This window comes from Fervidicella metallireducens AeB (assembly GCF_000601455.1).
Taxonomy (GTDB): domain Bacteria; phylum Bacillota; class Clostridia; order Clostridiales; family Caloramatoraceae; genus Fervidicella; species Fervidicella metallireducens.
The window spans coordinates 1-22685 of sequence record NZ_AZQP01000041.1; the positions used below are offsets into that span (position 1 = coordinate 1).

Annotated in this window: 39 protein-coding genes and 2 pseudogenes; 38 read left to right on the plus strand and 3 right to left on the minus strand. The window is 36.1% G+C overall.

Annotated features, from left to right (window positions below; all coding sequences use genetic code 11):
- Window positions 1-350: 350 nt before the first annotated feature.
- From rpsJ to rpsI, 38 genes and pseudogenes are all read left to right on the plus strand, one after another.
- Window positions 351-659, plus strand: a complete 309-nt coding sequence (gene rpsJ, locus Q428_RS11130; protein ID WP_035380974.1) for a 30S ribosomal protein S10 — start codon at window positions 351-353, stop codon at window positions 657-659.
- Between the two features lie 56 nt (window positions 660-715).
- Entirely contained in the window at window positions 716-1345 is a 630-nt protein-coding gene (rplC, locus tag Q428_RS11135; protein WP_035380976.1) for a 50S ribosomal protein L3, read from the plus strand.
- Window positions 1346-1370: 25 nt separating this feature from the next.
- Window positions 1371-1991: a 50S ribosomal protein L4 gene (rplD, locus tag Q428_RS11140; protein ID WP_035380978.1), complete on the plus strand. Its 621-nt coding sequence runs from the start codon at window positions 1371-1373 to the stop codon at window positions 1989-1991.
- Window positions 1991-2290, plus strand: a complete 300-nt coding sequence (gene rplW / locus Q428_RS11145; protein ID WP_035380980.1) for a 50S ribosomal protein L23 — start codon at window positions 1991-1993, stop codon at window positions 2288-2290. Before rplD ends, rplW begins: the two co-directional genes overlap by 1 nt.
- 66 nt (window positions 2291-2356) lie before the next feature.
- Entirely contained in the window at window positions 2357-3187 is an 831-nt protein-coding gene (gene rplB / locus Q428_RS11150) for a 50S ribosomal protein L2 (protein WP_035380982.1), read from the plus strand.
- Between the two features lie 77 nt (window positions 3188-3264).
- On the plus strand, window positions 3265-3546 hold the full coding sequence (rpsS, locus tag Q428_RS11155; protein ID WP_035380984.1) for a 30S ribosomal protein S19: 282 nt from the start codon (window positions 3265-3267) through the stop codon (window positions 3544-3546).
- Window positions 3547-3563: 17 nt separating this feature from the next.
- Window positions 3564-3899, plus strand: coding sequence for a 50S ribosomal protein L22 (gene rplV, locus Q428_RS11160; protein WP_035380986.1), 336 nt, complete (start codon window positions 3564-3566; stop codon window positions 3897-3899).
- Between the two features lie 19 nt (window positions 3900-3918).
- The gene (gene rpsC / locus Q428_RS11165) at window positions 3919-4596 is read left to right on the plus strand and encodes a 30S ribosomal protein S3 (RefSeq protein WP_035380988.1); all 678 of its coding nucleotides are present in this window, start codon (window positions 3919-3921) and stop codon (window positions 4594-4596) included.
- A 26-nt stretch (window positions 4597-4622) separates the two neighbouring features.
- A complete protein-coding gene (gene rplP / locus Q428_RS11170) occupies window positions 4623-5066 on the plus strand; it encodes a 50S ribosomal protein L16 (RefSeq protein ID WP_035380989.1) in 444 nt (147 codons plus the stop codon).
- Between the two features lie 52 nt (window positions 5067-5118).
- A pseudogene (gene rpmC / locus Q428_RS11175) lies at window positions 5119-5267 on the plus strand (50S ribosomal protein L29).
- An 18-nt stretch (window positions 5268-5285) separates the two neighbouring features.
- A complete protein-coding gene (rpsQ, locus tag Q428_RS11180) occupies window positions 5286-5540 on the plus strand; it encodes a 30S ribosomal protein S17 (RefSeq protein ID WP_035380991.1) in 255 nt (84 codons plus the stop codon).
- A gap of 26 nt (window positions 5541-5566) precedes the next feature.
- On the plus strand, window positions 5567-5935 hold the full coding sequence (gene rplN / locus Q428_RS11185; protein ID WP_035380993.1) for a 50S ribosomal protein L14: 369 nt from the start codon (window positions 5567-5569) through the stop codon (window positions 5933-5935).
- 24 nt (window positions 5936-5959) lie between these two features.
- Complete coding sequence (gene rplX, locus Q428_RS11190; protein ID WP_035381047.1) at window positions 5960-6277, plus strand: 50S ribosomal protein L24; 318 nt, start codon at window positions 5960-5962, stop codon at window positions 6275-6277.
- Window positions 6278-6300: 23 nt separating this feature from the next.
- The gene (gene rplE / locus Q428_RS11195; protein ID WP_035380995.1) at window positions 6301-6843 is read left to right on the plus strand and encodes a 50S ribosomal protein L5; all 543 of its coding nucleotides are present in this window, start codon (window positions 6301-6303) and stop codon (window positions 6841-6843) included.
- Between the two features lie 16 nt (window positions 6844-6859).
- On the plus strand, window positions 6860-7045 hold the full coding sequence (locus Q428_RS11200) for a type Z 30S ribosomal protein S14 (protein ID WP_035380998.1): 186 nt from the start codon (window positions 6860-6862) through the stop codon (window positions 7043-7045).
- 28 nt (window positions 7046-7073) lie between these two features.
- Window positions 7074-7472: a 30S ribosomal protein S8 gene (rpsH, locus tag Q428_RS11205; RefSeq protein ID WP_035381000.1), complete on the plus strand. Its 399-nt coding sequence runs from the start codon at window positions 7074-7076 to the stop codon at window positions 7470-7472.
- Between the two features lie 24 nt (window positions 7473-7496).
- The gene (rplF, locus tag Q428_RS11210) at window positions 7497-8039 is read left to right on the plus strand and encodes a 50S ribosomal protein L6 (RefSeq protein ID WP_035381002.1); all 543 of its coding nucleotides are present in this window, start codon (window positions 7497-7499) and stop codon (window positions 8037-8039) included.
- A gap of 19 nt (window positions 8040-8058) precedes the next feature.
- Window positions 8059-8427 carry a 50S ribosomal protein L18 gene (gene rplR, locus Q428_RS11215; RefSeq protein ID WP_035381004.1) on the plus strand — a complete coding sequence of 123 codons (369 nt, stop codon included), beginning with the start codon at window positions 8059-8061 and terminating at the stop codon, window positions 8425-8427.
- 20 nt (window positions 8428-8447) lie between these two features.
- Window positions 8448-8945, plus strand: a complete 498-nt coding sequence (rpsE, locus tag Q428_RS11220) for a 30S ribosomal protein S5 (RefSeq protein WP_035381006.1) — start codon at window positions 8448-8450, stop codon at window positions 8943-8945.
- A 12-nt stretch (window positions 8946-8957) separates the two neighbouring features.
- Window positions 8958-9137, plus strand: a complete 180-nt coding sequence (rpmD, locus tag Q428_RS11225) for a 50S ribosomal protein L30 (RefSeq protein ID WP_035381008.1) — start codon at window positions 8958-8960, stop codon at window positions 9135-9137.
- Window positions 9138-9155: 18 nt separating this feature from the next.
- On the plus strand, window positions 9156-9596 hold the full coding sequence (rplO, locus tag Q428_RS11230) for a 50S ribosomal protein L15 (protein ID WP_035381009.1): 441 nt from the start codon (window positions 9156-9158) through the stop codon (window positions 9594-9596).
- 1 nt (window position 9597) lies between these two features.
- Window positions 9598-10872, plus strand: coding sequence for a preprotein translocase subunit SecY (secY, locus tag Q428_RS11235; protein WP_035381011.1), 1275 nt, complete (start codon window positions 9598-9600; stop codon window positions 10870-10872).
- A 21-nt stretch (window positions 10873-10893) separates the two neighbouring features.
- Window positions 10894-11547, plus strand: coding sequence for an adenylate kinase (locus Q428_RS11240; protein WP_035381013.1), 654 nt, complete (start codon window positions 10894-10896; stop codon window positions 11545-11547).
- Complete coding sequence (map, locus tag Q428_RS11245) at window positions 11544-12290, plus strand: type I methionyl aminopeptidase (protein WP_035381015.1); 747 nt, start codon at window positions 11544-11546, stop codon at window positions 12288-12290. The genes Q428_RS11240 and map overlap by 4 nt, the downstream gene beginning before the upstream one ends.
- Window positions 12291-12303: 13 nt before the next feature.
- On the plus strand, window positions 12304-12573 hold the full coding sequence (locus Q428_RS11250) for a KOW domain-containing RNA-binding protein (protein WP_035381017.1): 270 nt from the start codon (window positions 12304-12306) through the stop codon (window positions 12571-12573).
- 17 nt (window positions 12574-12590) lie between these two features.
- Complete coding sequence (infA, locus tag Q428_RS11255) at window positions 12591-12809, plus strand: translation initiation factor IF-1 (RefSeq protein ID WP_035381019.1); 219 nt, start codon at window positions 12591-12593, stop codon at window positions 12807-12809.
- A 15-nt stretch (window positions 12810-12824) separates the two neighbouring features.
- On the plus strand, window positions 12825-12938 hold the full coding sequence (gene rpmJ, locus Q428_RS11260) for a 50S ribosomal protein L36 (protein WP_035381021.1): 114 nt from the start codon (window positions 12825-12827) through the stop codon (window positions 12936-12938).
- 100 nt (window positions 12939-13038) lie between these two features.
- Window positions 13039-13410: a 30S ribosomal protein S13 gene (gene rpsM, locus Q428_RS11265; protein WP_035381023.1), complete on the plus strand. Its 372-nt coding sequence runs from the start codon at window positions 13039-13041 to the stop codon at window positions 13408-13410.
- 17 nt (window positions 13411-13427) lie between these two features.
- Window positions 13428-13826 carry a 30S ribosomal protein S11 gene (gene rpsK, locus Q428_RS11270; protein WP_035381025.1) on the plus strand — a complete coding sequence of 133 codons (399 nt, stop codon included), beginning with the start codon at window positions 13428-13430 and terminating at the stop codon, window positions 13824-13826.
- Between the two features lie 20 nt (window positions 13827-13846).
- A complete protein-coding gene (gene rpsD / locus Q428_RS11275; protein WP_035381027.1) occupies window positions 13847-14467 on the plus strand; it encodes a 30S ribosomal protein S4 in 621 nt (206 codons plus the stop codon).
- A gap of 64 nt (window positions 14468-14531) precedes the next feature.
- On the plus strand, window positions 14532-15479 hold the full coding sequence (locus tag Q428_RS11280) for a DNA-directed RNA polymerase subunit alpha (RefSeq protein ID WP_035381029.1): 948 nt from the start codon (window positions 14532-14534) through the stop codon (window positions 15477-15479).
- A 12-nt stretch (window positions 15480-15491) separates the two neighbouring features.
- Window positions 15492-15839: a 50S ribosomal protein L17 gene (gene rplQ, locus Q428_RS11285; protein ID WP_035381031.1), complete on the plus strand. Its 348-nt coding sequence runs from the start codon at window positions 15492-15494 to the stop codon at window positions 15837-15839.
- Between the two features lie 91 nt (window positions 15840-15930).
- A pseudogene (locus tag Q428_RS11290) lies at window positions 15931-16775 on the plus strand (energy-coupling factor transporter ATPase).
- Window positions 16760-17620 carry an energy-coupling factor transporter ATPase gene (locus Q428_RS11295; RefSeq protein ID WP_035381033.1) on the plus strand — a complete coding sequence of 287 codons (861 nt, stop codon included), beginning with the start codon at window positions 16760-16762 and terminating at the stop codon, window positions 17618-17620. Before Q428_RS11290 ends, Q428_RS11295 begins: the two are co-directional and overlap by 16 nt.
- Entirely contained in the window at window positions 17617-18414 is a 798-nt protein-coding gene (locus Q428_RS11300; protein WP_035381035.1) for an energy-coupling factor transporter transmembrane component T family protein, read from the plus strand. The genes Q428_RS11295 and Q428_RS11300 overlap by 4 nt, the downstream gene beginning before the upstream one ends.
- 1 nt (window position 18415) lies before the next feature.
- The gene (truA, locus tag Q428_RS11305) at window positions 18416-19150 is read left to right on the plus strand and encodes a tRNA pseudouridine(38-40) synthase TruA (RefSeq protein WP_035381037.1); all 735 of its coding nucleotides are present in this window, start codon (window positions 18416-18418) and stop codon (window positions 19148-19150) included.
- Between the two features lie 151 nt (window positions 19151-19301).
- Window positions 19302-19736, plus strand: a complete 435-nt coding sequence (gene rplM, locus Q428_RS11310) for a 50S ribosomal protein L13 (RefSeq protein ID WP_035381039.1) — start codon at window positions 19302-19304, stop codon at window positions 19734-19736.
- A 25-nt stretch (window positions 19737-19761) separates the two neighbouring features.
- Window positions 19762-20154: a 30S ribosomal protein S9 gene (rpsI, locus tag Q428_RS11315; RefSeq protein ID WP_035381041.1), complete on the plus strand. Its 393-nt coding sequence runs from the start codon at window positions 19762-19764 to the stop codon at window positions 20152-20154.
- Window positions 20155-20337: 183 nt separating this feature from the next.
- Here the strand turns inward: rpsI and Q428_RS11320 are convergent, their stop codons facing one another.
- From Q428_RS11320 to Q428_RS16055, 3 genes are all read right to left on the minus strand, one after another.
- On the minus strand, window positions 20338-20715 hold the full coding sequence (locus tag Q428_RS11320; RefSeq protein WP_035381043.1) for a hypothetical protein: 378 nt from the start codon (window positions 20713-20715) through the stop codon (window positions 20338-20340).
- Between the two features lie 335 nt (window positions 20716-21050).
- On the minus strand, window positions 21051-21452 hold the full coding sequence (locus tag Q428_RS11325) for a DUF4279 domain-containing protein (RefSeq protein ID WP_035381045.1): 402 nt from the start codon (window positions 21450-21452) through the stop codon (window positions 21051-21053).
- Window positions 21453-21465: 13 nt separating this feature from the next.
- The coding region (locus Q428_RS16055) for an RHS repeat-associated core domain-containing protein (protein WP_051515133.1) at window positions 21466-22685 on the minus strand (1220 nt) is incomplete at its 5' end.

Below are 22685 nucleotides of genomic sequence, written 5' to 3' on the forward strand. Positions count from 1 at the left end.
TAAATATTGATTATGGGAAGGTGATTACCTTCCCATAATTTTGATAAAAAATACCACATTTAAACAAACAAAAGTAAGATTTTTTTAATAAAAATTTTATATTACTATTGATATTTTTACAAAAATATTGTAGAATATAAGAGTTGTAATGTGTTTGGACTGCGATGATGCAAGAGGTTGCCGGTATCCGGGGGAATTCTTGCTGAGAATGTCCTGATCAAGAATCGGGCGACGGGGGTCCTGTACTTGTTTTTGTCTTTTAAAAAGACGAAACACCCGGAATAGTGTACAGAACAACCGCTGTCGTGCGTAGGAAAAACAAAGCGTACGATGAAAAGGAGGGAATTTTTATGGCAAAGCAAAAAATAAGAATCAAGTTAAAGGCTTTTGATCACAATTTACTTGATTCATCAGCTCAAAAAATAGTTGAAACAGCAAAGAAGACAGGTGCTACAGTTTCTGGTCCAGTACCACTTCCAACAGAAAAGGATGTTGTAACAATCCTAAGAGCTGTTCACAAGTATAAGGATTCAAGAGAGCAATTTGAAATCAGAACTCATAAGAGACTAATAGACATATTAAACCCAACACAAAAGACAGTTGATTCTCTAATGAGACTTGATTTACCAGCTGGTGTAGATATTGAAATAAAGCTTTAATTTGGACTATTATGAATGCTTATGCATTCCGCTAATTAGTTGAGGAGGTGCAAGTAATGAAAAAAGCAATACTTGGAAGAAAAGTTGGAATGACTCAGATTTTCGACGAAACAGGAAGAGTGATTCCAGTAACTGTAATAGAAGCAGGCCCATGTGTGGTTATACAAAAGAAAACTGTTGAAACTGACGGATACAACGCAATAAAGGTTGGTTTCGGTGATATTAGAGAAAAACTTGTTAACAAACCAGTTAAGGGTCAATTTGCTAAAGCAAACGTAAAGTTAAGAAGATTCGTAAAGGAATTAAGACTTGAAGATATTACTGGATATGAAGTAGGTAGCGAGTTAAAAGCTGATGTTTTTTCAGCTGGAGACAAAGTTGACGTTACAGGAACTTCAAAGGGTAAAGGATTTGCTGGTGGAATTAAGAGATGGAATTTCAACAGAGGACCTATGTCCCACGGTTCAAAGTACCACAGAGGAGTAGGTTCAATGGGAGCTTCATCATACCCATCAAGAACTTTCAAGGGCAAGAGAATGCCAGGACATTTAGGAAATGTTAAGTCAACAATTCAAAATCTAGAAGTTGTAAGAGTTGACGCTGAAAGAAACCTTATCCTTGTTAGAGGAGCGGTTCCAGGACCAAAGAAGGGTCTAGTAATAATAAAAGACTCAGTTAAGGCTTAATTTTCTAAGGAAAGGAGGAAGTACAATGCCTAAAGTAGCTTTATATAATATGAATGCTGAACAAGTTGGAGAAATCGAGCTTTGTGATGCTGTTTTCGGAGTTGAAATAAATAAGGAAGCTGTGCATCAAGTTGTTAAGATGCAACTAGCTAATAAGAGACAGGGAACTCAATCAGCACTAACTAGAGCTGAAGTTTCCGGAGGTGGCATTAAGCCATGGAGACAAAAAGGAACAGGAAGAGCTAGACATGGTTCAATAAGATCACCACAATGGACACACGGTGGTATCGTATTTGCACCAAAGCCAAGAGATTACAGCTACACTGTACCTAAGAAGATAAAGAGATTAGCTCTTAAGTCAGCTATGACTTCAAAAGTAGTTGGAAATAACATAATTGTACTTGATGAACTTAAATTAGATGCTCCAAAAACTAAAACAATTGTAGAAATGTTAAAGAAGTTTGAAGCAAAGAAGACTCTTATAGTTGTTGAGGAAGCTTGCGATACAATCTACAAGTCAGTAAGAAACATAGAAGGAGCTCACGTACTTCCAGTAAACAACTTAAATGTTTACGATATAATTAAGTACGAAAAGTTCATAATTACAAAGGGTGCAGTTGCAAAAGTTGAGGAGGTGTATGCATAATGAAACTAACAAGTTATGATATAATCCTAAAGCCAGTGATAACTGAAAAATCAATGGCACAAATGGCTGACAGACAATACACCTTCATGGTTCATGTTGACGCTAACAAGTCAATGATAAAGAGAGCAGTTGAAGAAATTTTCGGAGTTAAGGTTGAAGATGTAAAAACTCTTAACTATGATGGTAAAGTAAAGAGACTTGGTGTTCATGTTGGAAGAAGAGCTGATTATAAAAAAGCAATCATTAAGTTAACTGCTGACAGCAAGTCAATTGAATTCTTTGAAGGATTCAACGCTTAATCAATAGATAATTAAGCATGTATTGACCACCATGGTCAGAAAAGCGGAAAAAAGGAGGGAACACAAATGGCAGTAAAGCAATACAATCCGACTTCACCTGGTAGAAGAAATATGTCAGTTTTAGCTTACGACGAAGTTACAAAAGCTGAGCCAGAGAAGTCATTGCTTGTAACATTAAAGAAGAATTCCGGAAGAAACTCATACGGAAGAATCACTGTTCGTCATAGAGGTGGCGGCGCAAAAATAAAGTACAGAATAATTGACTTTAAGAGAAATAAAGACAACGTACCTGCAAAGGTAGTTGCAATAGAATACGATCCAAACAGAACATGTTTTATTGCTCTATTAACATATGCTGATGGAGAAAAGAGATATATCATAGCTCCAGAAGGATTAAAGGTTGGAGATACAGTTGTATCAGGACCTGAAGCAGATATCAAAGTTGGAAATGCTCTTCCAATAAGAAACATTCCAGTTGGTACTATGATTCACAATATAGAGCTTGCACCAGGAAAAGGTGGTCAATTAGTTAGATCAGCAGGGGCAGCAGCTCAGCTAATGGCTAAAGAAGGTGAATATTCACAAGTTAGACTACCAAGTGGTGAAGTTAGATATATAAGAATGGACTGTAGAGCAACAGTAGGTATGGTTGGTAACAGTGCTCATGAGCTTGTTAATATCGGTAAAGCTGGTAGAAAGAGACACATGGGTATAAGACCAACAGTTAGAGGTTCTGTAATGAACCCATGTGACCATCCACACGGTGGTGGAGAAGGTAGATCACCAATTGGACGTCCAAGTCCAGTTACTCCATGGGGTAAACCAACTCTTGGTTACAAGACAAGAAAACATAAGAAATACTCAGATGCATTCATTGTTAAGAAGAGAAATAAGTAATAGGATAGGAGTCATAAGATATTATCTTATGAACTCCGCATCCTAATGAACTAACCTTTGTGAAGGGAGGCCCGTAAATGAGTAGATCAGTAAAAAAAGGACCATTTGTAGATGAAAGACTTCTTAAGAGAATAGTTGATATGAATAAAACTGGAGAAAAGAAGGTTTTAAAGACTTGGTCAAGAAGTTCAACAATATTTCCTCAGATGGCAGGACACACAATAGCAGTTTATGATGGAAGAAAGCACGTTCCAGTATACGTAACAGAGGATATGATAGGACATAAGCTTGGTGAATTCGCACCAACTAGAACATTCAAAGGTCATGATGATGACGAAAGAAAATCAAAGGTAAGATAAGAAAGGAGGGCGCTTAAATGGAAGCAAAAGCATATGCTAAATACATTAGAATGTCTCCAAGAAAGGTAAAAGTTGTATTAGACCTGATAAGAGGCAAAAACGCTGGAGAGGCATTAGCAATACTTAAGCACACACCAAGAGCAGCTGCTCCTGTTGTAGAAAAACTTTTAAAGTCAGCAATAGCTAATGCAGAAAATAATAACGGAATGGATGTTTCAAAACTTTATGTAGCTGAAACATATGTAGGTCAAGGTCCAACTCTTAAGAGATTTAGACCAAGAGCTCAAGGTAGAGCATACAGAATATTAAAGAGAACAAGTCATATAACTATGGTAGTTAGAGAAAGAGCATAACCAGAAGGAGGGTCAAAGCGTGGGACAAAAAGTAAATCCACATGGATTAAGAGTAGGTGTAATTAAGGACTGGGATGCTAAATGGTATGCAAATGATAAAAATTTCGCAGATCTTCTTGTAGAAGATAACATGGTTAGAGAATATATAAAGAACAAATACTTTTTAGCTGGAGTTTCAAAGGTTGTTATCGAAAGAACTGCAAACAGAGTTAAAGTTAACATCCACACTGCTAAGCCTGGTATAATAATAGGCAAAGGCGGAGCTGGAGTTGAAGTTCTAAAGAAAGACCTTGAAAAGATGACAAAGAAAAATCTTGTTATCAATATAGTTGAAATTAAAAACCCTGAAACTGATGCTCAACTTGTTGCTGAAAACATAGCAGCTCAACTTGAAAAGAGAGTTTCTTTCAGAAAGGCTATGAAGCAATCAATACAAAGATCAATGAGATTTGGAATTAAGGGTATTAAGACAGCTGTATCAGGAAGACTTGGCGGAGCTGAAATGGCGAGAACAGAAGGATACCATGAAGGTACAATCCCACTACAAACATTAAGAGCAGATATAGACTACGGTTTTGCAGAAGCAAACACAACATATGGAAAAATTGGTGTTAAAGTTTGGATATACAAAGGCGAGATTTTAGGAAAGAAAAGAGAAGTTGTAGCTACAGAGACTAATGAAGTAGCAGCGCAATAACTCTTACAGGAAGGAGGAAATATACCATGTTAATGCCTAAGAGAGTAAAGCATCGTAAAGTTATGCGTGGAAAAATGAACGGTAAGGCAACAAGAGGTAACTTTATAGCATACGGAGACTACGCTATAATGGCAATGGAACCAGCATGGATTACAAGTAATCAAATTGAAGCTGCCAGAATAGCAATTAACAGATATATAAGAAGAGGCGGAAAGCTTTGGATAAAGATATTCCCAGATAAGCCAGTTACAAAGAAACCAGCTGAAACTCGTATGGGTTCAGGTAAGGGTTCACCAGAATACTGGGTAGCAGTAGTTAAGCCAGGTAGAGTATTATTTGAGCTTAAGGGCGTATCTGAGGAAGTAGCAAGAGAGGCTATGAGACTTGCTTCACACAAACTTCCTATAAAGACAAAGTTTGTAACAAGAAGAGACTTTGAAGAAATGGGTGGTGAAGTAAATGAAGGCTAATGAATTAAAGACGTTACGTGAAAATAGTGCAGCTGAACTTCAGAAGAAGGTAATGGAACTTAAGGCTGAACTTTTCAACTTAAGATTCAACTTGCAACTGGACAGCTTGAAAACCCAATGAGAATAAAGGACGTTAAGAAGTCAATAGCTCAATTAAAAACCATCCTAAGGGAGAAAGAGCTTACGGCTATCGAGAAGTAATGAAGGGAGGTATATCCTGTGGAAAGAGGACTTAGAAAAGTTAGAATAGGCAAGGTTGTTTCTGATAAAATGGAAAAGACAATCGTAGTAGCTGTAGAAACTAAGGTACGTCACCCACTTTACGGAAAAACTGTTAATAGAACAACTAAATTTAAGGCTCATGATGAAAATAACGATGCTCACATTGGTGATATTGTTAAAATAATGGAAACAAGACCACTTAGCAAGGATAAGAGATGGAGACTTGTTGAAATTATGGAAAGAGCTAAGTAATTAAGCTTTGAAAGGAGGTAACTTTCATGATTCAGCAACAAACTATGTTAAAAATTGCTGACAACTCAGGTGCTAAAGAAATAATGTGTATCAGAGTTTTAGGCGGTTCAACTAGAAGATATGGCAATATTGGTGATATAATAGTTGCTAGCGTTAAGAGTGCAACACCCGGAGGTGTTGTTAAAAAGGGAGATGTTGTAAAGGCTGTTATTGTTAGATCAGTAAAAGGTGTTAGAAGAGCAGATGGTTCTTACATCAAATTTGATGAAAATGCAGCTGTTATAATAAAAGACGACAAGACTCCAAGGGGTACAAGAATATTTGGACCTGTTGCAAGAGAGCTAAGAGAAAAGGAATTTACAAAAATCCTTTCACTAGCCCCTGAAGTACTATAATGTTAGGAGGTGGCTTGAGTGTCAATGGCTAAAGTTCATGTTAAAAGAGGAGATACAGTTGTAGTAATCTCAGGAAAAGACAAAGGTAAAAAGGGCGAAGTTCTTAAGGTAATACCAAAATCAAATAGAGTAATAGTTAAGGGTGCAAACATGGTGACTAAGCATGTTAAGCCTAACGTAGCTAACAGACAAGGTGGAATAGTTCATCAAGAAGCTCCAATGCATGCTTCAAACGTTATGTTATACTGCACTAAGTGTAACAAGGCTACAAGAATAGCACACAAGATTCTTGAAGATGGAAGCAAGGTTAGAGTTTGTAAGAAGTGTAACGAAACATTCTAATTTCTCGAAAGGAGGTTCACTAAATGATACCAAGACTTAAAGAAAAGTACGAAAATGAAGTGGTACCAGCATTACGCGAAAAGTTCCAATACAAAAGCATAATGGAAGTACCAAGACTTGAAAAGATAGTTTTAAATATGGGTGTTGGCGACGCTAAAGATAACTCAAAGTTACTAGACGCAGCAGTTAATGATTTAACATTAATAGCTGGTCAAAAACCAGTAGTAACAAGAGCTAGAAAATCAGTTGCTAACTTTAAGATAAGACAAGGAATGCCAATCGGATGTAAAGTTACTTTAAGAGGGGCAAAGATGTTCGAATTTGCTGATAAACTTATGAATGTAGCGCTTCCAAGAGTAAGGGACTTCAAAGGAGTTTCAAACAAGGCATTTGACGGAAGAGGAAACTACTCATTAGGAGTTAAAGAACAACTTATATTCCCTGAAATAGAATATGATAAGGTAGAAAAACTTAGAGGAATGGATATTATATTTGTAACAACTGCAAAGACAGACGAAGAAGCAAGAGAATTATTAAGGCTTCTTGGAATGCCATTCGCTCAATAAATAAGGAGGGAATAGTATGGCACGTAAAGCAATGATTGAAAAATGGAAGAAAGAACCTAAGTTCTCAACAAGAGCATACACAAGATGCAGAATATGTGGAAGACCACATGCTGTATTAAGAAAATATGGTATCTGCAGAATATGCTTTAGAGAACTTGCATATAAAGGAGAAATCCCAGGTTGCAGAAAAGCAAGCTGGTAATTAGATGTAGTGAAAGGAGGCAGTAATTATGGTTATGACGGACCCAATTGCTGATATGCTAACTCGTATCAGAAACGCAAATATAGTTAGGCATGAAATAGTAGAGCTACCAGCCTCAAAGATAAAGAAGACCATTGCTGAAATAATGGTTGAAGAAGGTTACATCAGCTCTGTTGAAGAATATATGGATGGCTCAGTACCAATGTTAAAGTTAACATTAAAGTACGGCCAAGGAAATGAAAGGGTAATTACTGGACTTAGAAGAATATCAAAGCCAGGATTAAGAGTTTACGCACAAAAGGATAATATACCAAAAGTTCTTGGAGGACTAGGAACTGCTATATTATCAACTTCAAAGGGAATAATGACTGATAAAAACGCAAGAAAGAATGGAATAGGTGGAGAAGTTATCTGCTACATCTGGTAATTCAATTGAATAGGAGGTGCGATTATGTCAAGAGTAGGAAGACTTCCAATTGCTCTTCCTCAGGGAGTTACTGTTACAGTTGACGGAAACAATGTTGTAACAGCTAAAGGTCCAAAGGGAACACTTACTAAGGAAATGAGCAAACTTATAAATATAAAAGTTGAAGGTAATACAGTTGTTGTAACTAGACCAAATGACGAAAAGGAAGTAAGAGCTTTACATGGTTTAACAAGAGCTCTTATAAACAACATGGTAACAGGAGTTAATGTTGGTTACCAAAAGAATCTTGAGCTTGTTGGAGTTGGTTACAAGGCTTCAAAGCAAGGAAAGAATTTAGTACTTAACGTTGGATATTCACATCCAGTTGAAATAAAGCCTGAAGAAGGAATAGAATTCGAAGTTCCTGCTGCTACACAAATTATAGTAAAGGGTATCGACAAAGAAGTTGTTGGTCAGGTTGCAGCAGTAGTTAGAGACGTTAGAAGACCTGAGCCATATAAGGGCAAGGGAATTAAGTACGCTAATGAAGTAATCAGACGTAAAGAAGGTAAGACTGGTAAGAAGTAATAGAAAGGAGTGAGCTTGAATGATCAATAAGCCATCCAGAAACGAACAAAGAGAAAAAAGACACTTAAGAGTTCGTAAGAAGGTTTATGGAACTGCAGAACGTCCAAGATTAAACGTTTTCAGAAGTAATAAGCATATGTATGCTCAAATCATAAATGATGATCTAGGAGTTACTGTTGTAGCAGCATCAACACTTGACAAAGAAATCGCTGGTAACATTGCTAACGGTGGAAACAAGGAAGCTGCTAAGCTTGTTGGACAATTAGTTGCTAAAAAAGCTATAGAAAAGGGAATAAAAGAAGTAGTTTTTGATAGAGGCGGATATATTTATCACGGAAGAGTTAAGGAGCTTGCAGACGCTGCAAGAGAAGCAGGCCTTGACTTCTAATTGAAGAAGGAGGGAAATAGATGAGAATCGATCCTAGCAAGTTAAACCTTAAAGAAAAGGTTGTTAAGATATACAGAGTTGCTAAGGTTGTTAAGGGTGGTAGAAACTTCAGATTCAGCGCATTAGTTGTTGTTGGAGATGAAAACGGACACGTTGGTGTTGGTATGGGAAAAGCTACAGAAGTACCTGAAGCAATCAGAAAAGCAGTAGAAGATGCTAAAAAACATCTTATTGAAGTTGCAGTTGTTGGAACAACTATTCCACACGACGTAATTGGAGAATTTGGTGCTGGTAAAGTTCTTTTAATGCCAGCTAAAGAAGGTACAGGAGTTATAGCAGGTGGCCCTGTGCGTGCCGTACTTGAACTTGCAGGTATTAAGGATGTAAGATCAAAGTCATTAGGATCAAATAATTCAAAGAATATGGTAAATGCAACTATAAACGGACTTTCCAGATTAAGAACAGCTGAGGAAATAGCTAAACTTAGAGGAAAGACTGTTGAAGAAATATTAGGTTAGGAGGGAAGTACGGTGGCTAAAGTTAAAGTTACATTAGCAAAGAGTTTAATCGGAAAAAAACCTGACCATATAGCAACAGTTAAGGCCCTCGGCTTAAAGAAAATCGGTAGCGTAGTTGAGCACGAAGCTACTCCTCAAATAAGAGGAATGATTGAAAAAGTAAAATATATGGTTAAGATAGAAGAAGTATAATAAGAGGGAGGTGCCGATATGAAGCTACATGAATTAAGACCAGCTCCTGGAACAGTTAGACCAGCTAAGAGAAAAGGTAGAGGTACTGCTTCAGGTCTTGGTAAGACTGCAGGTAGAGGACAAAAGGGTCAAGGTTCACGTTCAGGTGGTGGCGTAAGACCAGGATTCGAAGGAGGTCAAATGCCATTACACAGAAGACTTCCAAAAAGAGGATTCACTAATATATTTGCTAAAGAATATGCAGAAGTTAATATCGAACTTTTAAATAGATTCGAGAACGGAACAGAAGTTACACCAGAACTTCTAAAGGAAGCAAAAGTAGTTAAGAATTTACTAGATGGTGTAAAAATTCTTGGTAACGGAGAATTAACTAAGAGCCTAACTGTAAAGGCTAGCAAGTTCACAAAGTCAGCAATAGAAAAGATAGAAGCTGCCGGAGGCAAAATAGAGGTGATTTAATATGTTAAAAACCTTACGTAATGCATGGAGAGTTGCCGATATTAGATCGAAACTCTTGATAACCTTGGCTCTATTAATGGTATACAGGGCAGGAGTTTTTATTCCTGTTCCTGGTATTAACAGAACCGCCCTTGAACAATTAATGAGTGGCGGTATGCTGTTTGGATTCTTGGATGTGATTTCAGGTGGTGCTTTTAAAGATTTCAGTATTTTTGCATTAGGTGTTGTTCCTTACATCAACTCATCCATCGTAATGAGCTTGTTGACTATTGCTATTCCTGCCCTTGAAGAACTTCAAAAAGAAGGAGAAGAGGGCAGAAAGAAAATCGCTGAATATACCAGATATGGTACAATTGTGTTCTGTTTAATCCAAGCAGTTAGTATAAGCCTGTATTTAAGAAATAACGGAGCTCTTATAGATAACTCTTGGACACAGATATTTATAATCATTCTGACATTAACAGCAGGTACAACTTTTGTAATGTGGTTAGGTGAAAAGATTACAGAGTACGGATTAGGAAATGGAACTTCTTTAATCATTTTTGCAGGTATACTTGCTAGAATACCTTCAATGGGAATGCAAGTAGGAATTCTTCTTAAGGGAGGAACTGTAAATATTGTTCAAGTTATTCTCTTTGCTGCCTTTGCACTTCTTGTTATTGCAGGTGTAGTTGCAATGGACTTAGCAGAAAGAAGAATACCAGTTCAGTATGCACAAAGAAGAGTAGGGATGAAAACCTATGGAGGACAGAGTACACACATTCCAATAAATGTTAACTCTGCGGGAGTAATAGCAATTATTTTTGCTATGTCAGTAATGCAATTTCCGATGATTATAACTCAAATGACACTTGATCCAACAAATAAGTTATATATCTTATTTAATTCTGGATGGTTAAGCGCAAAGAAACCGTTATATCCAATTATATATGTAATTCTAATAGTATTTTTTACATGGTTCTATACATCTGTAACATTTAAACCAGATGAGGTTGCAAAAAATCTGCAAAAGAGTGGTGGCTTTGTTCCAGGTTTTAGACCAGGAAAGCCAACAGAAGAATATCTTGCAAGGATACTAAATAGAATGACTATTATTGGTGGTTTGTTTGCTTCTATAGTGGCAACGATGCCTATTATATTAGCTCAATACAGCGATTTCGGTCAGTTGCAATTTGGAGGAACAGCAATATTAATCGTAGTAGGGGTAGCACTTGAAATGAAAAAACAACTTCAAGCACAACTAGTAATGAGACATTACGAGGGTTTCTTGAAATAGTTTCGCACGGAGATGATATTTATGAAATTAGTACTTCTTGGACCTCCTGGTGCAGGAAAAGGAACGCAGGCAAAATATATAGTTGAAAAGTTAGGAATACCTCACATTTCAACTGGTGACATATTCAGAAAAAACATAAAGGAACAGACACCACTTGGACTTAAGGCAAAGGAATATATTGATAAAGGCCAACTTGTTCCAGATGAAGTGACTGTTGGAATAGTTGAAGATAGAATAAAGCAAGAAGACTGCAATGCAGGATTTTTACTTGATGGCTTCCCAAGAACTGTAGCCCAGGCAGATGCTCTAGATGAAGTATTAAGTTCAATGGGTTCAGCTCTTGATCATGTTATCAATATAAAGGTTCCTACTGAAAGACTTGTAGAAAGACTTACAGGAAGAAGAGTTTGCCCTAAGTGTGGAGCAAGTTTTCATGTAATATTCAATCCTCCTAAACAGGATGGCATATGTGATTACTGCAGTGGAAGTCTTGTTCAGAGAGCAGATGACAGTGCTGAAACAGTTGAAAGTAGACTAAATGTTTATGAAAAACAAACTCAGCCACTGATTGAATATTATCAGGAAAAGGGTCTTCTTAGAGATATAGATGGTGAACAGGATATTGACAAAGTCTTTGAAGATATCTGCACTGTTATAGGGAGCGATAATAAATGATTTATCTAAAATCTAGCAATGAAATAGCAAATATGCGTAAAGCAGGAAGAATAGTTGCTGAAACTTTGGCAAAAATAGAAGAGGTAATTAGACCTGGGATCACCACTAAAGAACTAGACAGAATTGCTGAAGATTATATAAGAAGCTGTGGAGCCCGCCCATCGTTTAAGGGATATTATGGGTTCCCAGCAACACTTTGTACATCAATAAATGAACAGGTTGTTCACGGGATACCGGGAGACGTAGTTTTAAAAGAAGGAGATATAATAAGCGTTGACTGTGGAGCATTTTTTGAAGGTTTCCATGGTGATGCTGCAAGAACCTTTCCGGTAGGCAGAATTACTCCCGAGGCACAGAAATTGATTGATGTTACCAGGGAAAGTTTTTTTGAAGGATTAAAAAAAGCAGTGATTGGCAATAGAATAGGTGATATTTCCCACGCAATACAGACTTTTGTTGAAGAAAAAGGTATGTCTGTGGTTAGGGATTATGTTGGGCATGGTATAGGCAAGGAAATGCACGAGGAGCCTCCAGTACCTAATTTTGGGAAAGCAGGCAGAGGGCCAAAACTTGCCAAAGGAATGACCTTGGCAATTGAGCCAATGGTTAATCTAGGAACCTATGCTGTTGATGAACTCAATGATGGGTGGACTGTTATTACTTATGATGGTAAGTTATCAGCTCATTATGAGAATACTATTGTCATACTGGAAAATGGGCCTGAAATATTGACAATGATTTAAAGAGGTGGATTATATGGAAGGCATTACCCTGGGACAGATAGTTCATTCCAAAGCTGGAAGGGACAAAGACAGATACTTTATTGTAGTCGGTATAGTTGATAATGATTATGTATTAATAGCCGATGGGGACTTAAGAAAAATTGACAACCCAAAGAAGAAAAAAATAAAGCATCTTGTTTTCCACAAGAAAATAGCTGAAAATATTTCAGCTAGCCTAAAGGAAAAAAAGCACATCACAGATGCAGACCTGAGAAAAAGTTTAACGTCAATGGATTTATTATAAGGAGGTTTGATTACCTTATGTCAAAGGACGATGTAATTGAATTACAAGGTACCGTATTAGAGGCTTTACCAAATGCGATGTTTCAGGTAGAATTAGAGAATGGTCATAAAATACTCGCTCACATTTCAGGTAAACTAAGAATGAATTTTATTAGAATACTTCCAGGAGATAAGGTGACTGTTGAACTTTCACCATATGATCTTACTAGGGGTAGAATTACATGGAGAGCAAAGTAGTAAGGAGGGGTAGCCATGAAGGTTAGACCATCAGTAAAACCAATATGCGAAAAGTGCAAGATAATCAAAAGAGAAGGTCGAGTAATGGTTATATGCGAAAACCCAAAGCATAAGCAAAAGCAAGGCTAATTTTGAAGCGGCTGCACTGAAGGCACTTCAGTGATAATATATATTTTAACTTAATGTCAGGTAATCAGTTAATGTAGAATACAGGAGGTGTAAAAACTCAATGGCAAGAATAGCAGGTGTTGACATACCAAGAGAAAAAAGAGTTGAAATAGCACTAACTTACATTTACGGTATAGGAAAGCCAAGTGCTCAGAAGATTCTTTCAGAAACAGGTATAAATCCAGATACAAGAGTTAAAGATTTAAACGACGAAGAAGTTAACAAGATAAGAGAATATATTGATAAGAACTTTGTAGTTGAGGGTGATCTAAGAAGAGAAATTGCTCTTAACATCAAGAGACTTATGGAAATTGGATGCTTCAGAGGAATGAGACATAGAAGAGGTCTTCCAGTAAGAGGACAAAGAACTAAGACAAACGCTAGAACAAGAAAAGGTCCAAAGAGAACTGTTGGCGGTAAAAAGAAGAAGTAATTAAGGAGGGACGATGAATGGCGGCTCAGACTAAAGGCAAAAAGGTTAGAAAGAGAAAAGAGCGTAAAAATGTTGATCGCGGTCAAGCACATATCCAATCAACATTTAACAATACAATAGTAACTTTGACAGACGCAGTTGGAAATGCTATATCATGGTCAAGTGCTGGTGCTCTTGGATTTAGAGGATCAAGAAAGAGTACTCCATTTGCTGCCCAAATGGCAGCTGAAACTGCAGCTAAGATTGCAGTTGACCATGGAATGAAGACTGTAGAAGTATATGTAAAGGGACCAGGAGCAGGAAGAGAAGCAGCAATTAGAGCTCTTCAAGCTGTAGGACTTGAAGTTAGTCTTATAAAGGACGTTACTCCAATTCCTCATAATGGTTGTAGACCACCAAAGAGAAGAAGAGTCTAATGATAGGAGGTGTAAATTAAATGGCAAGATATACAGGACCATCATGTAAATTGTGTAGAAGAGAAGGCGTTAAGCTTTATCTTAAAGGTGATAGATGTTATACAGATAAGTGTGCTATAACTAGAAGAAATTATGCACCAGGACAACATGGACAAAACAAGAAGAAATTAACAAACTACGGACTTCAGCTTAGAGAAAAGCAAAAGGCTAAGAGAATATACGGAGTTCTAGAAACTCAATTTAGAGCTTACTATGAAGAAGCTGACAGACAAAAGGGAATCACAGGTGAAAACTTACTAAGGATTCTAGAAACAAGATTAGACAATGTTGTTTTCAGACTAGGTTTCGCTTCATCAAGAGTAGAAGCAAGACAATTAGTAAGACATAACCACTTTACTGTAAATGGACAGAGAGTAAATATTCCTTCATATCAAGTTAGTGTTGGCGATGTTATAGCTGTAAAGGAAAAGAGCAGAACTAGCAATAAGTTCAAGGCATTAGCTGAAGTTGCAACAAATGTACCAAAGTGGCTAGTTACTGATAAGGATAAGATGGAAGGTAAAGTTGTTGCACTTCCACAAAGAGAGGATATAGAAATCCCAGTTAATGAAACTCTTATCGTTGAGCTTTACAGTAAGTAATTTTGGTGTAGAATCAGTTGCCCTCGCCAGTTAAGGTTACTTTTTGTAAAAGGAGGGTTAAAATATGTTAGAAATAGAAAAGCCAAGGGTAGAATGTGTGGAAAAAACGGAAGATGGTTCATATGGAAAATTTGTTGTTGAACCATTAGAGAGAGGTTACGGTACGACTCTAGGTAATGCAATGAGGAGAATACTTCTTTCATCATTACCTGGAGCTGCGATTACCTCTGTTAAAATAGAAGGTGTACTTCATGAATTTTCAACAGTTCCAAATGTAAAGGAAGATGTTGTTGAAATTATACTTAATCTAAAGGGTCTGGCTATTAAAGCAGTTGGAGATGTACCAACAACAGCTGTTATAGACGTTGTAGGACCTGCTAAGGTTACAGGAGCTGACATAAAGTCAGATGGAAGTGTTGAAGTAGTAAGTAAGGACCACCATATTGCTACAGTTAGTGAAGGTGGAAGACTTTATATGGAGTTGACTATTGATAAGGGTAGAGGCTATGTTACTGCAGAAAAGAACAAGAGTGCTAACCTTGCAATAGGAGTTCTTCCAATTGACTCAATCTACACTCCTATAAAGAGAATAAATTACTATGTAGAAAACACTCGTGTTGGACAGATTACTGACTACGATAAGCTAACTCTTGAAGTTTGGACTAATGGTACAATTACGCCAGAGGAAGCAGTTAGTTTATCAAGTAAGATATTAATTGAACACTTCAAGCTTTTCTTAACTCTTACTGATCATGCTGATAAGGTAGAGATTATGGTTGAAAAGGAAGAGGATAAGAAGGATAAGGTTCTTGAGATGACAATAGAGGAGCTTGATTTATCAGTTAGATCCTATAACTGCTTAAAGAGGGCTGGAATTAACACCGTTCAAGAGCTTATTACAAAGAGTGAAGAAGATATGATGAAAGTTAGAAACCTTGGAAAGAAGTCCCTTGAAGAGGTTGAACAAAAACTAAATGCATTAGGATTAAGTTTAAGACAAGGCGATGAATAGGAGGGGATTTTAGTGGCAGGATATCGCAAGCTTGGCCGTCCAAGTGACCAAAGAAGAGCTATGTTAAGAAATCTAGTAACTAGCTTCTTTAAGTCAGAAGATGGTAGAATGATGACAACTGAAACAAGAGCTAAAGAAGTAAGAAGCATAGCTGAGAAAATGATAACTCTTGCTAAAAGAGGAGATCTACACTCAAGAAGACAAGTTCTTTCATATGTAACTGAAGAAGCTGTTGTTAATAAGTTATTTACTGATATAGCACCAAAGTATGCTGAAAGAAATGGTGGATACACTAGAATTATAAAGATGGGACCTAGAAGAGGAGACGCAGCTGAAGTTGTAATCCTTGAATTAGTGTAACTTTAACTGGGGATTAAGTTAAGTATTATCTGTACTTAATCCCTTTTTATCATGTTTACAAATAACAACTACCAATTAGAAGGTGTACTAAATGGAAAGCAATATGTTAAATGCAGATAATGTTTATTTTTATTATCATAAAGATGGTCATGATGAGAATAGCATAGCACTACAAGGTGTAGACTTAAAAGTAAAAAAAGGTGAGTTTTTAGTAATAATAGGTCATAACGGCTCTGGTAAATCCACAATTGCAAAACATTTTAATTCAATCTTGTTACCATCTCAGGGTGATGTCTATGTTGATGGTATAAATACAAAAGAAGAAGATAGATTATGGGATATTAGACAAAGAGCTGGTATGGTTTTTCAAAATCCTGACAATCAAATAGTTGCTACAATTGTTGAAGAGGATGTAGCATTTGGTCCTGAGAACCTTGGCGTTGAACCAGCAGAGATTAGAAAAAGAGTGGATGAAGCACTAGCGGCTGTAAATATGCAGGACTATGCACATCATGGACCACATTTGCTTTCAGGTGGTCAAAAACAGAGGGTAGCCATTGCTGGTGTACTTGCTATGAAGCCGGACTGTATCATACTTGATGAGCCAACCGCAATGCTTGATCCATCAGGCAGACATGAGGTTATTGAAACCATAAAAAGGCTTAATAAAGAAGATGGTATAACGATAGTCTTATTACACATTTTATGGAAGAGGCAGTTGATGCAGATAGAGTTGTTGTTATGGAAAAGGGAAAAATCATCCTGGAAGGTACACCAAGAGAGGTATTTTCAAAAGTTAGAGAGCTTAAAGAAATAGGTTTAGATGTTCCACAGGTTACTGAACTTGCCTATGAACTTAGGAAAAGTGGAATAGATATAGATAATGATATACTTACCATAGAAGAGATGGTGGATGAACTATGTCAATTAAGATAGAGAATCTTACTTATAAATATATGATAGGAACCCCTTTTGAAAAGACGGCTTTAAATGATGTATCTCTGGAAATAAAAAAAGGTGAATTTATTGGACTTATAGGTCATACAGGTTCAGGTAAATCCACTTTAATTCAACAGCTTAATGGGCTGCTTAAACCTACCTCAGGGGAAATATATATTGATGGAGAATCTATTACATCAAAGGGTGCAAATCTAAAACAGATAAGACAGAAGGTGGGATTGGTTTTTCAGTATCCTGAGCATCAGCTTTTTGAGGAAACTGTATATAAAGACATTGCCTTTGGTCCTAAAAATTTAGGTTTGACTGATGATGAAATTGAAAAAAGAATTAAAAGAGCTATGAAGGTTGTAAGTCTAGACTATGACAAGTACAAAGATCGTTCACCCTTTGATTTAAGTGGCGGACAAAGAAGAAGAGTTGCTATTGCCGGCGTATTGGCAATGGAACCGGAGGTATTGATACTTGACGAGCCAACAGCTGGTTTAGATCCTAGAGGACGTGATGAAATTCTTTATGAGATAAAAAATCTTCATAAAGAATATAAAATGACAATTATATTGGTATCCCATAGTATGGAAGATGTTGCAAAATTGGCAGATAGACTTATTGTCATGTATAAGGGGAAAAATATCCTTAGTGGTACTCCAAAAGAAGTTTTTACCCATGTAGAAACTTTAGAAAATATAGGTCTTGCAGTTCCGCAGGTAACATATGTTGTCAAAAGGCTCCGTGAAAAGGGTTTTGACATACGAGAGGATGTAATAACTGTGGATGAAGCAAAGCAAGAACTTTTAAAGGTAATAAGGAGTGGAAAAAAATGATTAAGGATATTACCATAGGTCAGTATCTGCCAGGAGATTCATTTGTTCATAAATTGGATCCAAGGGTAAAAATATTAATATCCTTTGCCTATATAATTACACTTTTTATAGTTAAAAATTATGTTGGCTATGGGTTCATTATTGCATTCACATTAATTGCAATTCTAACATCAAAGATACCAGTTAAATATATTTTTAATGGATTAAAGCCTATTTTATGGATTATTATATTTACAGCTATTTTCAACGCAATATTAACCCCAGGGGATGTAATATATAGAGTTGGACCTGTCAAATTTACAGATAAAGGTATATATTTAGCAATATTTATGGTTATAAGGCTTATATTCTTAATAATAGGAACATCCCTGTTGACACTTACAACTTCGCCAATAGCGTTAACTGATGGGATTGAAAGACTGCTTAATCCATTTAAAAGATTGGGAGTTCCAGCCCATGAATTAGCAATGATGATGACAATTGCTTTAAGATTTATACCTACCTTGCTTGACGAAACTGATAAAATTATGAAGGCTCAAAAGGCGAGGGGTGCAGATTTTGAATCTGGAAATGTTATAAACAGGGCAAAGAATTTAATACCAATTCTTGTTCCTCTTTTTATAAGCTCATTTAGAAGAGCAGATGAGCTTGCAATGGCTATGGAAGCAAGATGTTACAGAGGTGGAGAAGGAAGAACAAGACTAAAACAATTAAAAATTGCAAATCGAGATTATATTGCAGTTTTAGCAACATTAACACTTATTATAACTTGTATTTTAAGTAGGCGATGGTAAAATGAGGAATATAAAATTGACAATTGAATATGATGGAAGCAGCTATTTTGGATGGCAAAGGCAACCCAATAAGATTTCAATTGAAGCAATAATTGAGGAAACTATTCAAGACTTAACAAAAGAAGATATTAAGCTTATAGGCTCAAGCAGGACTGACTCAGGCGTTCATGCTAAAGGTCAGGTTGCCAATTTTATAACTGAGTGTAAAATACCAGTTTTTAAAATTCCAAGTGCATTAAACTCAAAATTGCCTATTGATATAGTTATTCTTGATGCAGAGGAAGTTCCACTTGACTTTCATGCAAGGTATTCAAGTGTAGGTAAAAGATACAGCTATACTATTCTTAATAGGATAACACCTCCTGCGCTATATAAAAACTATGTTGCACATTGTAAATATGATTTAGATTTTGAAAAGATGAAGAAAGCTTCAAAGTATTTTTTAGGCACCCATGATTTTTCTGCCTTTAAAAGTACTGGAAGTTCAGTGAAAACAAGCATAAGAACTATTTCAGATATAGAGCTTATTAAAGATGAAGAAATCATTAAACTCTATATTGAAGGGGATGGTTTCTTATATAACATGGTTAGGATTATTGCAGGTACCTTAATTGATGTTGGAAGAGGTCGAATAAGCTGTGATAGCATAGAAGATATAATAAGAAGTAAAGATAGGAAAAGAGCTGGGCAAACTGCTCCAGCATCTGGTTTATGTCTTGAGAGGGTGTATTATTAATACTTGACACACCCGGCTCATTGGATTAAAATATAATATGTGTGAAAATGCTTAATAAGATCCACTAGCCCCGGATCTTTAGACATATACACTATTACAGGTCAGATTACAGATTAGAGTTCAGATGAGTTCAGTTCAGGGAGGGAAAAAAATGAAAACATACATGGCAAATGCCCAAGATGTACAAAGAAAATGGTACGTTGTAGATGCAACAGATAAGACTCTTGGAAGATTAGCAAGCCAAGTTGCAGCAATTTTAAGAGGTAAGAACAAAGCTACATTTACACCACATGTTGATACTGGAGATTACGTTATAATAATAAACGCTGAGAAGGTAGCTTTAACAGGAAAGAAGCTTGATCAAAAGCTTTACAGAAAGCACTCACTTTATCCAGGCGGATTAAAGGAAACTCCATACAGAAAGATGCTTGAAACTAAGCCAGAATTAGTAGTAGAAGAAGCAGTTAGAAGAATGCTTCCAAAGGGACCACTTGGAAGTAAAATGTTCAAGAAACTAAAGGTTTACGCTGGAGCTCAACACGAACATGAAGCTCAAAAGCCAGAAGTTCTTGAACTTAAGTACTAATGTGGTGTGAAGGGAGGATATCATAATGGAAAGAATACAATATTATGGTACTGGTAGAAGAAAGACATCAGTTGCAAGAGTTAGACTTGTACCAGGAGAAGGAAAAGTTACAATAAATAAGAGAGATATAGATAACTACTTTGGACTTGAAACACTAAAGGTTATAGTAAGACAGCCACTTACTTTAACTGGAACTGTTGACAAGTACGATGTAATTGTAAACGTTCATGGTGGTGGATTTACAGGTCAAGCTGGAGCTATCAGACACGGTATCGCTAGAGCACTTGTTAAGGCAGATTCAGAGCTTAAGACAGTTTTAAAGAGAGCTGGATTCTTAACAAGAGACCCAAGAATGGTAGAAAGAAAGAAGTACGGTTTAAAGAAAGCAAGAAGAGCACCACAATTCTCAAAGAGATAATTTCAGAGTTTACAAAATCCCGAAACGAAAAGTTTCGGGATTTTTTCATCTTAAAATTAACTTATAAAAAGGTTTCTTTTGAAAATTCACGCTAAATGCAACAACGATAACAATACCAAAGTGTCCCTTATACTCAGAACAATACATAACTGTCCCGTACATAACTGTCCCGTAAATTATAAATTATATTGTCTTTCCGTCTACTGATTTTGAAACACTTTGAAGTCTATCAAGGTTGTCGTAGACATAGTTTGTTTCATTACCCTTTGCATCAGTTAACTTGTCTAGGGTTCCCTTAGTACTGTTATAGCTGTAAAGTACTTTATTTCCCTCTGAGTCTTCAACTTCACTAATATAGTTACCATCTGTTGTATATGTTGCCTTTGAGTTTATAACTGTTGTTCCTGCGGCATCCTTTATTTTTGATGTAACTGGATTCCCGTAGGAATCGTAGGTAAATGCATAAACAACATTTTCAGCTGATGTTGCATCAAGTATATTATGCTTGGTATAATAATTATACTTAAAGTTATTACCCTTGGGGTCAACCATCTTTGTCATGTCATTATTTGTGTAAGCAAAGCTTGTTGTCTGCTTTTGAAGATCCTTTGTTGAAACTACATTACCATTCTCATCGTAGGTGTAGCTCTGTGAGTAAAAATGGGGACATTTAATAATTTTTCTGTTTATAAAATAGGAGGAGGCGAGGATATTATAACTAATATCCCCTTCCTTCCGAACTATTGTTGACCGTCCCTATAAACATTCTTAAATGTCCCCATTGATTCCCGTTGATTTTGTTAGTTGTGTAACAGCCTCTTTCTTCTAAACTCTTATTAACATCTCCCAATTTATTGCGTAAATAAGTCATATGTCATATGACTACCACATCATATCTAGAAAATATACAAGTCAATATCAATTTTACCTTTAATATCATTCATAAATTGAATAACTTCATTTTCAAAATATATTGCAGGCTTTTCATTCTCCTCTATATTTATGATTATTAATAATATATACTCAAGATTAAAATATTCTCCTAGTTCACATAAATTGCTTTTCTTATCCTGTATTTTATTTAATACTTTAATTATTTGATTATTAATATCAGAGGACTCCTCATATTCAGTTCCAATAATCCAACAACTATCTTTTCTTTTTATATTTCTACCTTTTATGTCATCTCCTTTAACCCAGTATTCGTTAGGATTAATTTGTAGTTTCTCAGTTACTAAACCCGGATTAAATTCATCCCCAACTATTACAAACTCAACTTTTACTTTCGTCTTATTCAATTTATTCACCTCTTTATTTTATATATTCACCTGTACGTATTCCTTCTCCTATTCCTTTTTTTCTATAAACCCAAAGTTGCCCTGTATCTTTATCAACATATATATCGTATTTTGATACATTATTTTTGCCAACAACCTCAGCCTTTAGCTTATGAGCATCTATACCATTTTTCTTTAGATAATTATCTTTAACCATCTTTATACTTGTTGGTTGATATTGAGCTGCTCCAACTGATTTCTTACCAAAAGAGCTTTTGGAGGTTCCAATTTTCGGAAACTTTATATTACTCACTTTTCTGAGAATTATATGATCAATATATGGTTTATAGAACATATACGTAACCATAAATGTAGCTGCAATAGCCCATTTCATATTTTTATATGAATTTTTATTCCATTTTACAAATCTATCCCATGTATGTTTAGCCCACTTTGGTACATCTCCATCGGAATCTTCCATATTTACAGGATTATTTAAGCAATATGCAAACATATTATGAGATAATAATTGTCCCGTCTCACCAACCAACGCATCCGCATTAATAAACCTACCCCATTCAGGACTATAATATCGGCTTTGTAGATAATACATACCCGTCTCGTTATCATACCTATACCCCTTGTATCTATAAGGATTCTTATACCCTATATGCCAAGTAGTATTAGTTACATCATTTCCATTCTGATCCTTAATGCTTATCAGCTTACCCCAAGAATCATATGTGTATGATGCCACCTGAGTTCCTGTACCATCTAACAACCCTAATATATCACCCTGAGCGTTCCTTATATAATAGTACTCCACCCCATTTAGCTTCATGCTAATTAGGTTATCACTACTGTCGTAGGAGTAGTCGATTGTGTCGCATCCATTTGATTCTAAAGTTACCTTATCCCCAACAAGATGATATTTTGTTGTTACTGTTCCTACTGTTTTTTGTGTTCTTATTCCCTCTGCGTTGTATTTAAAGGAGGCATTTATTCCATTCCCTGAGATACCAGCTAATTGGCGTCCCATTTCCCATGTGTAGGTATATCCATTATATGTTAATGGATTTCCTATTGCGTCATAGGTTATATCATAAATCTGTGGGTTACCTTCACCTATCCTTACAGTGATTGAAGTAAATTTATCCTTCCAGTTCGCATCACCATAATTATAGGTTACTGTTTTTAATGCTGTTCCTAATACATCGCCTGTTGTATAAGCATATTCAATTTTACTTAATATGG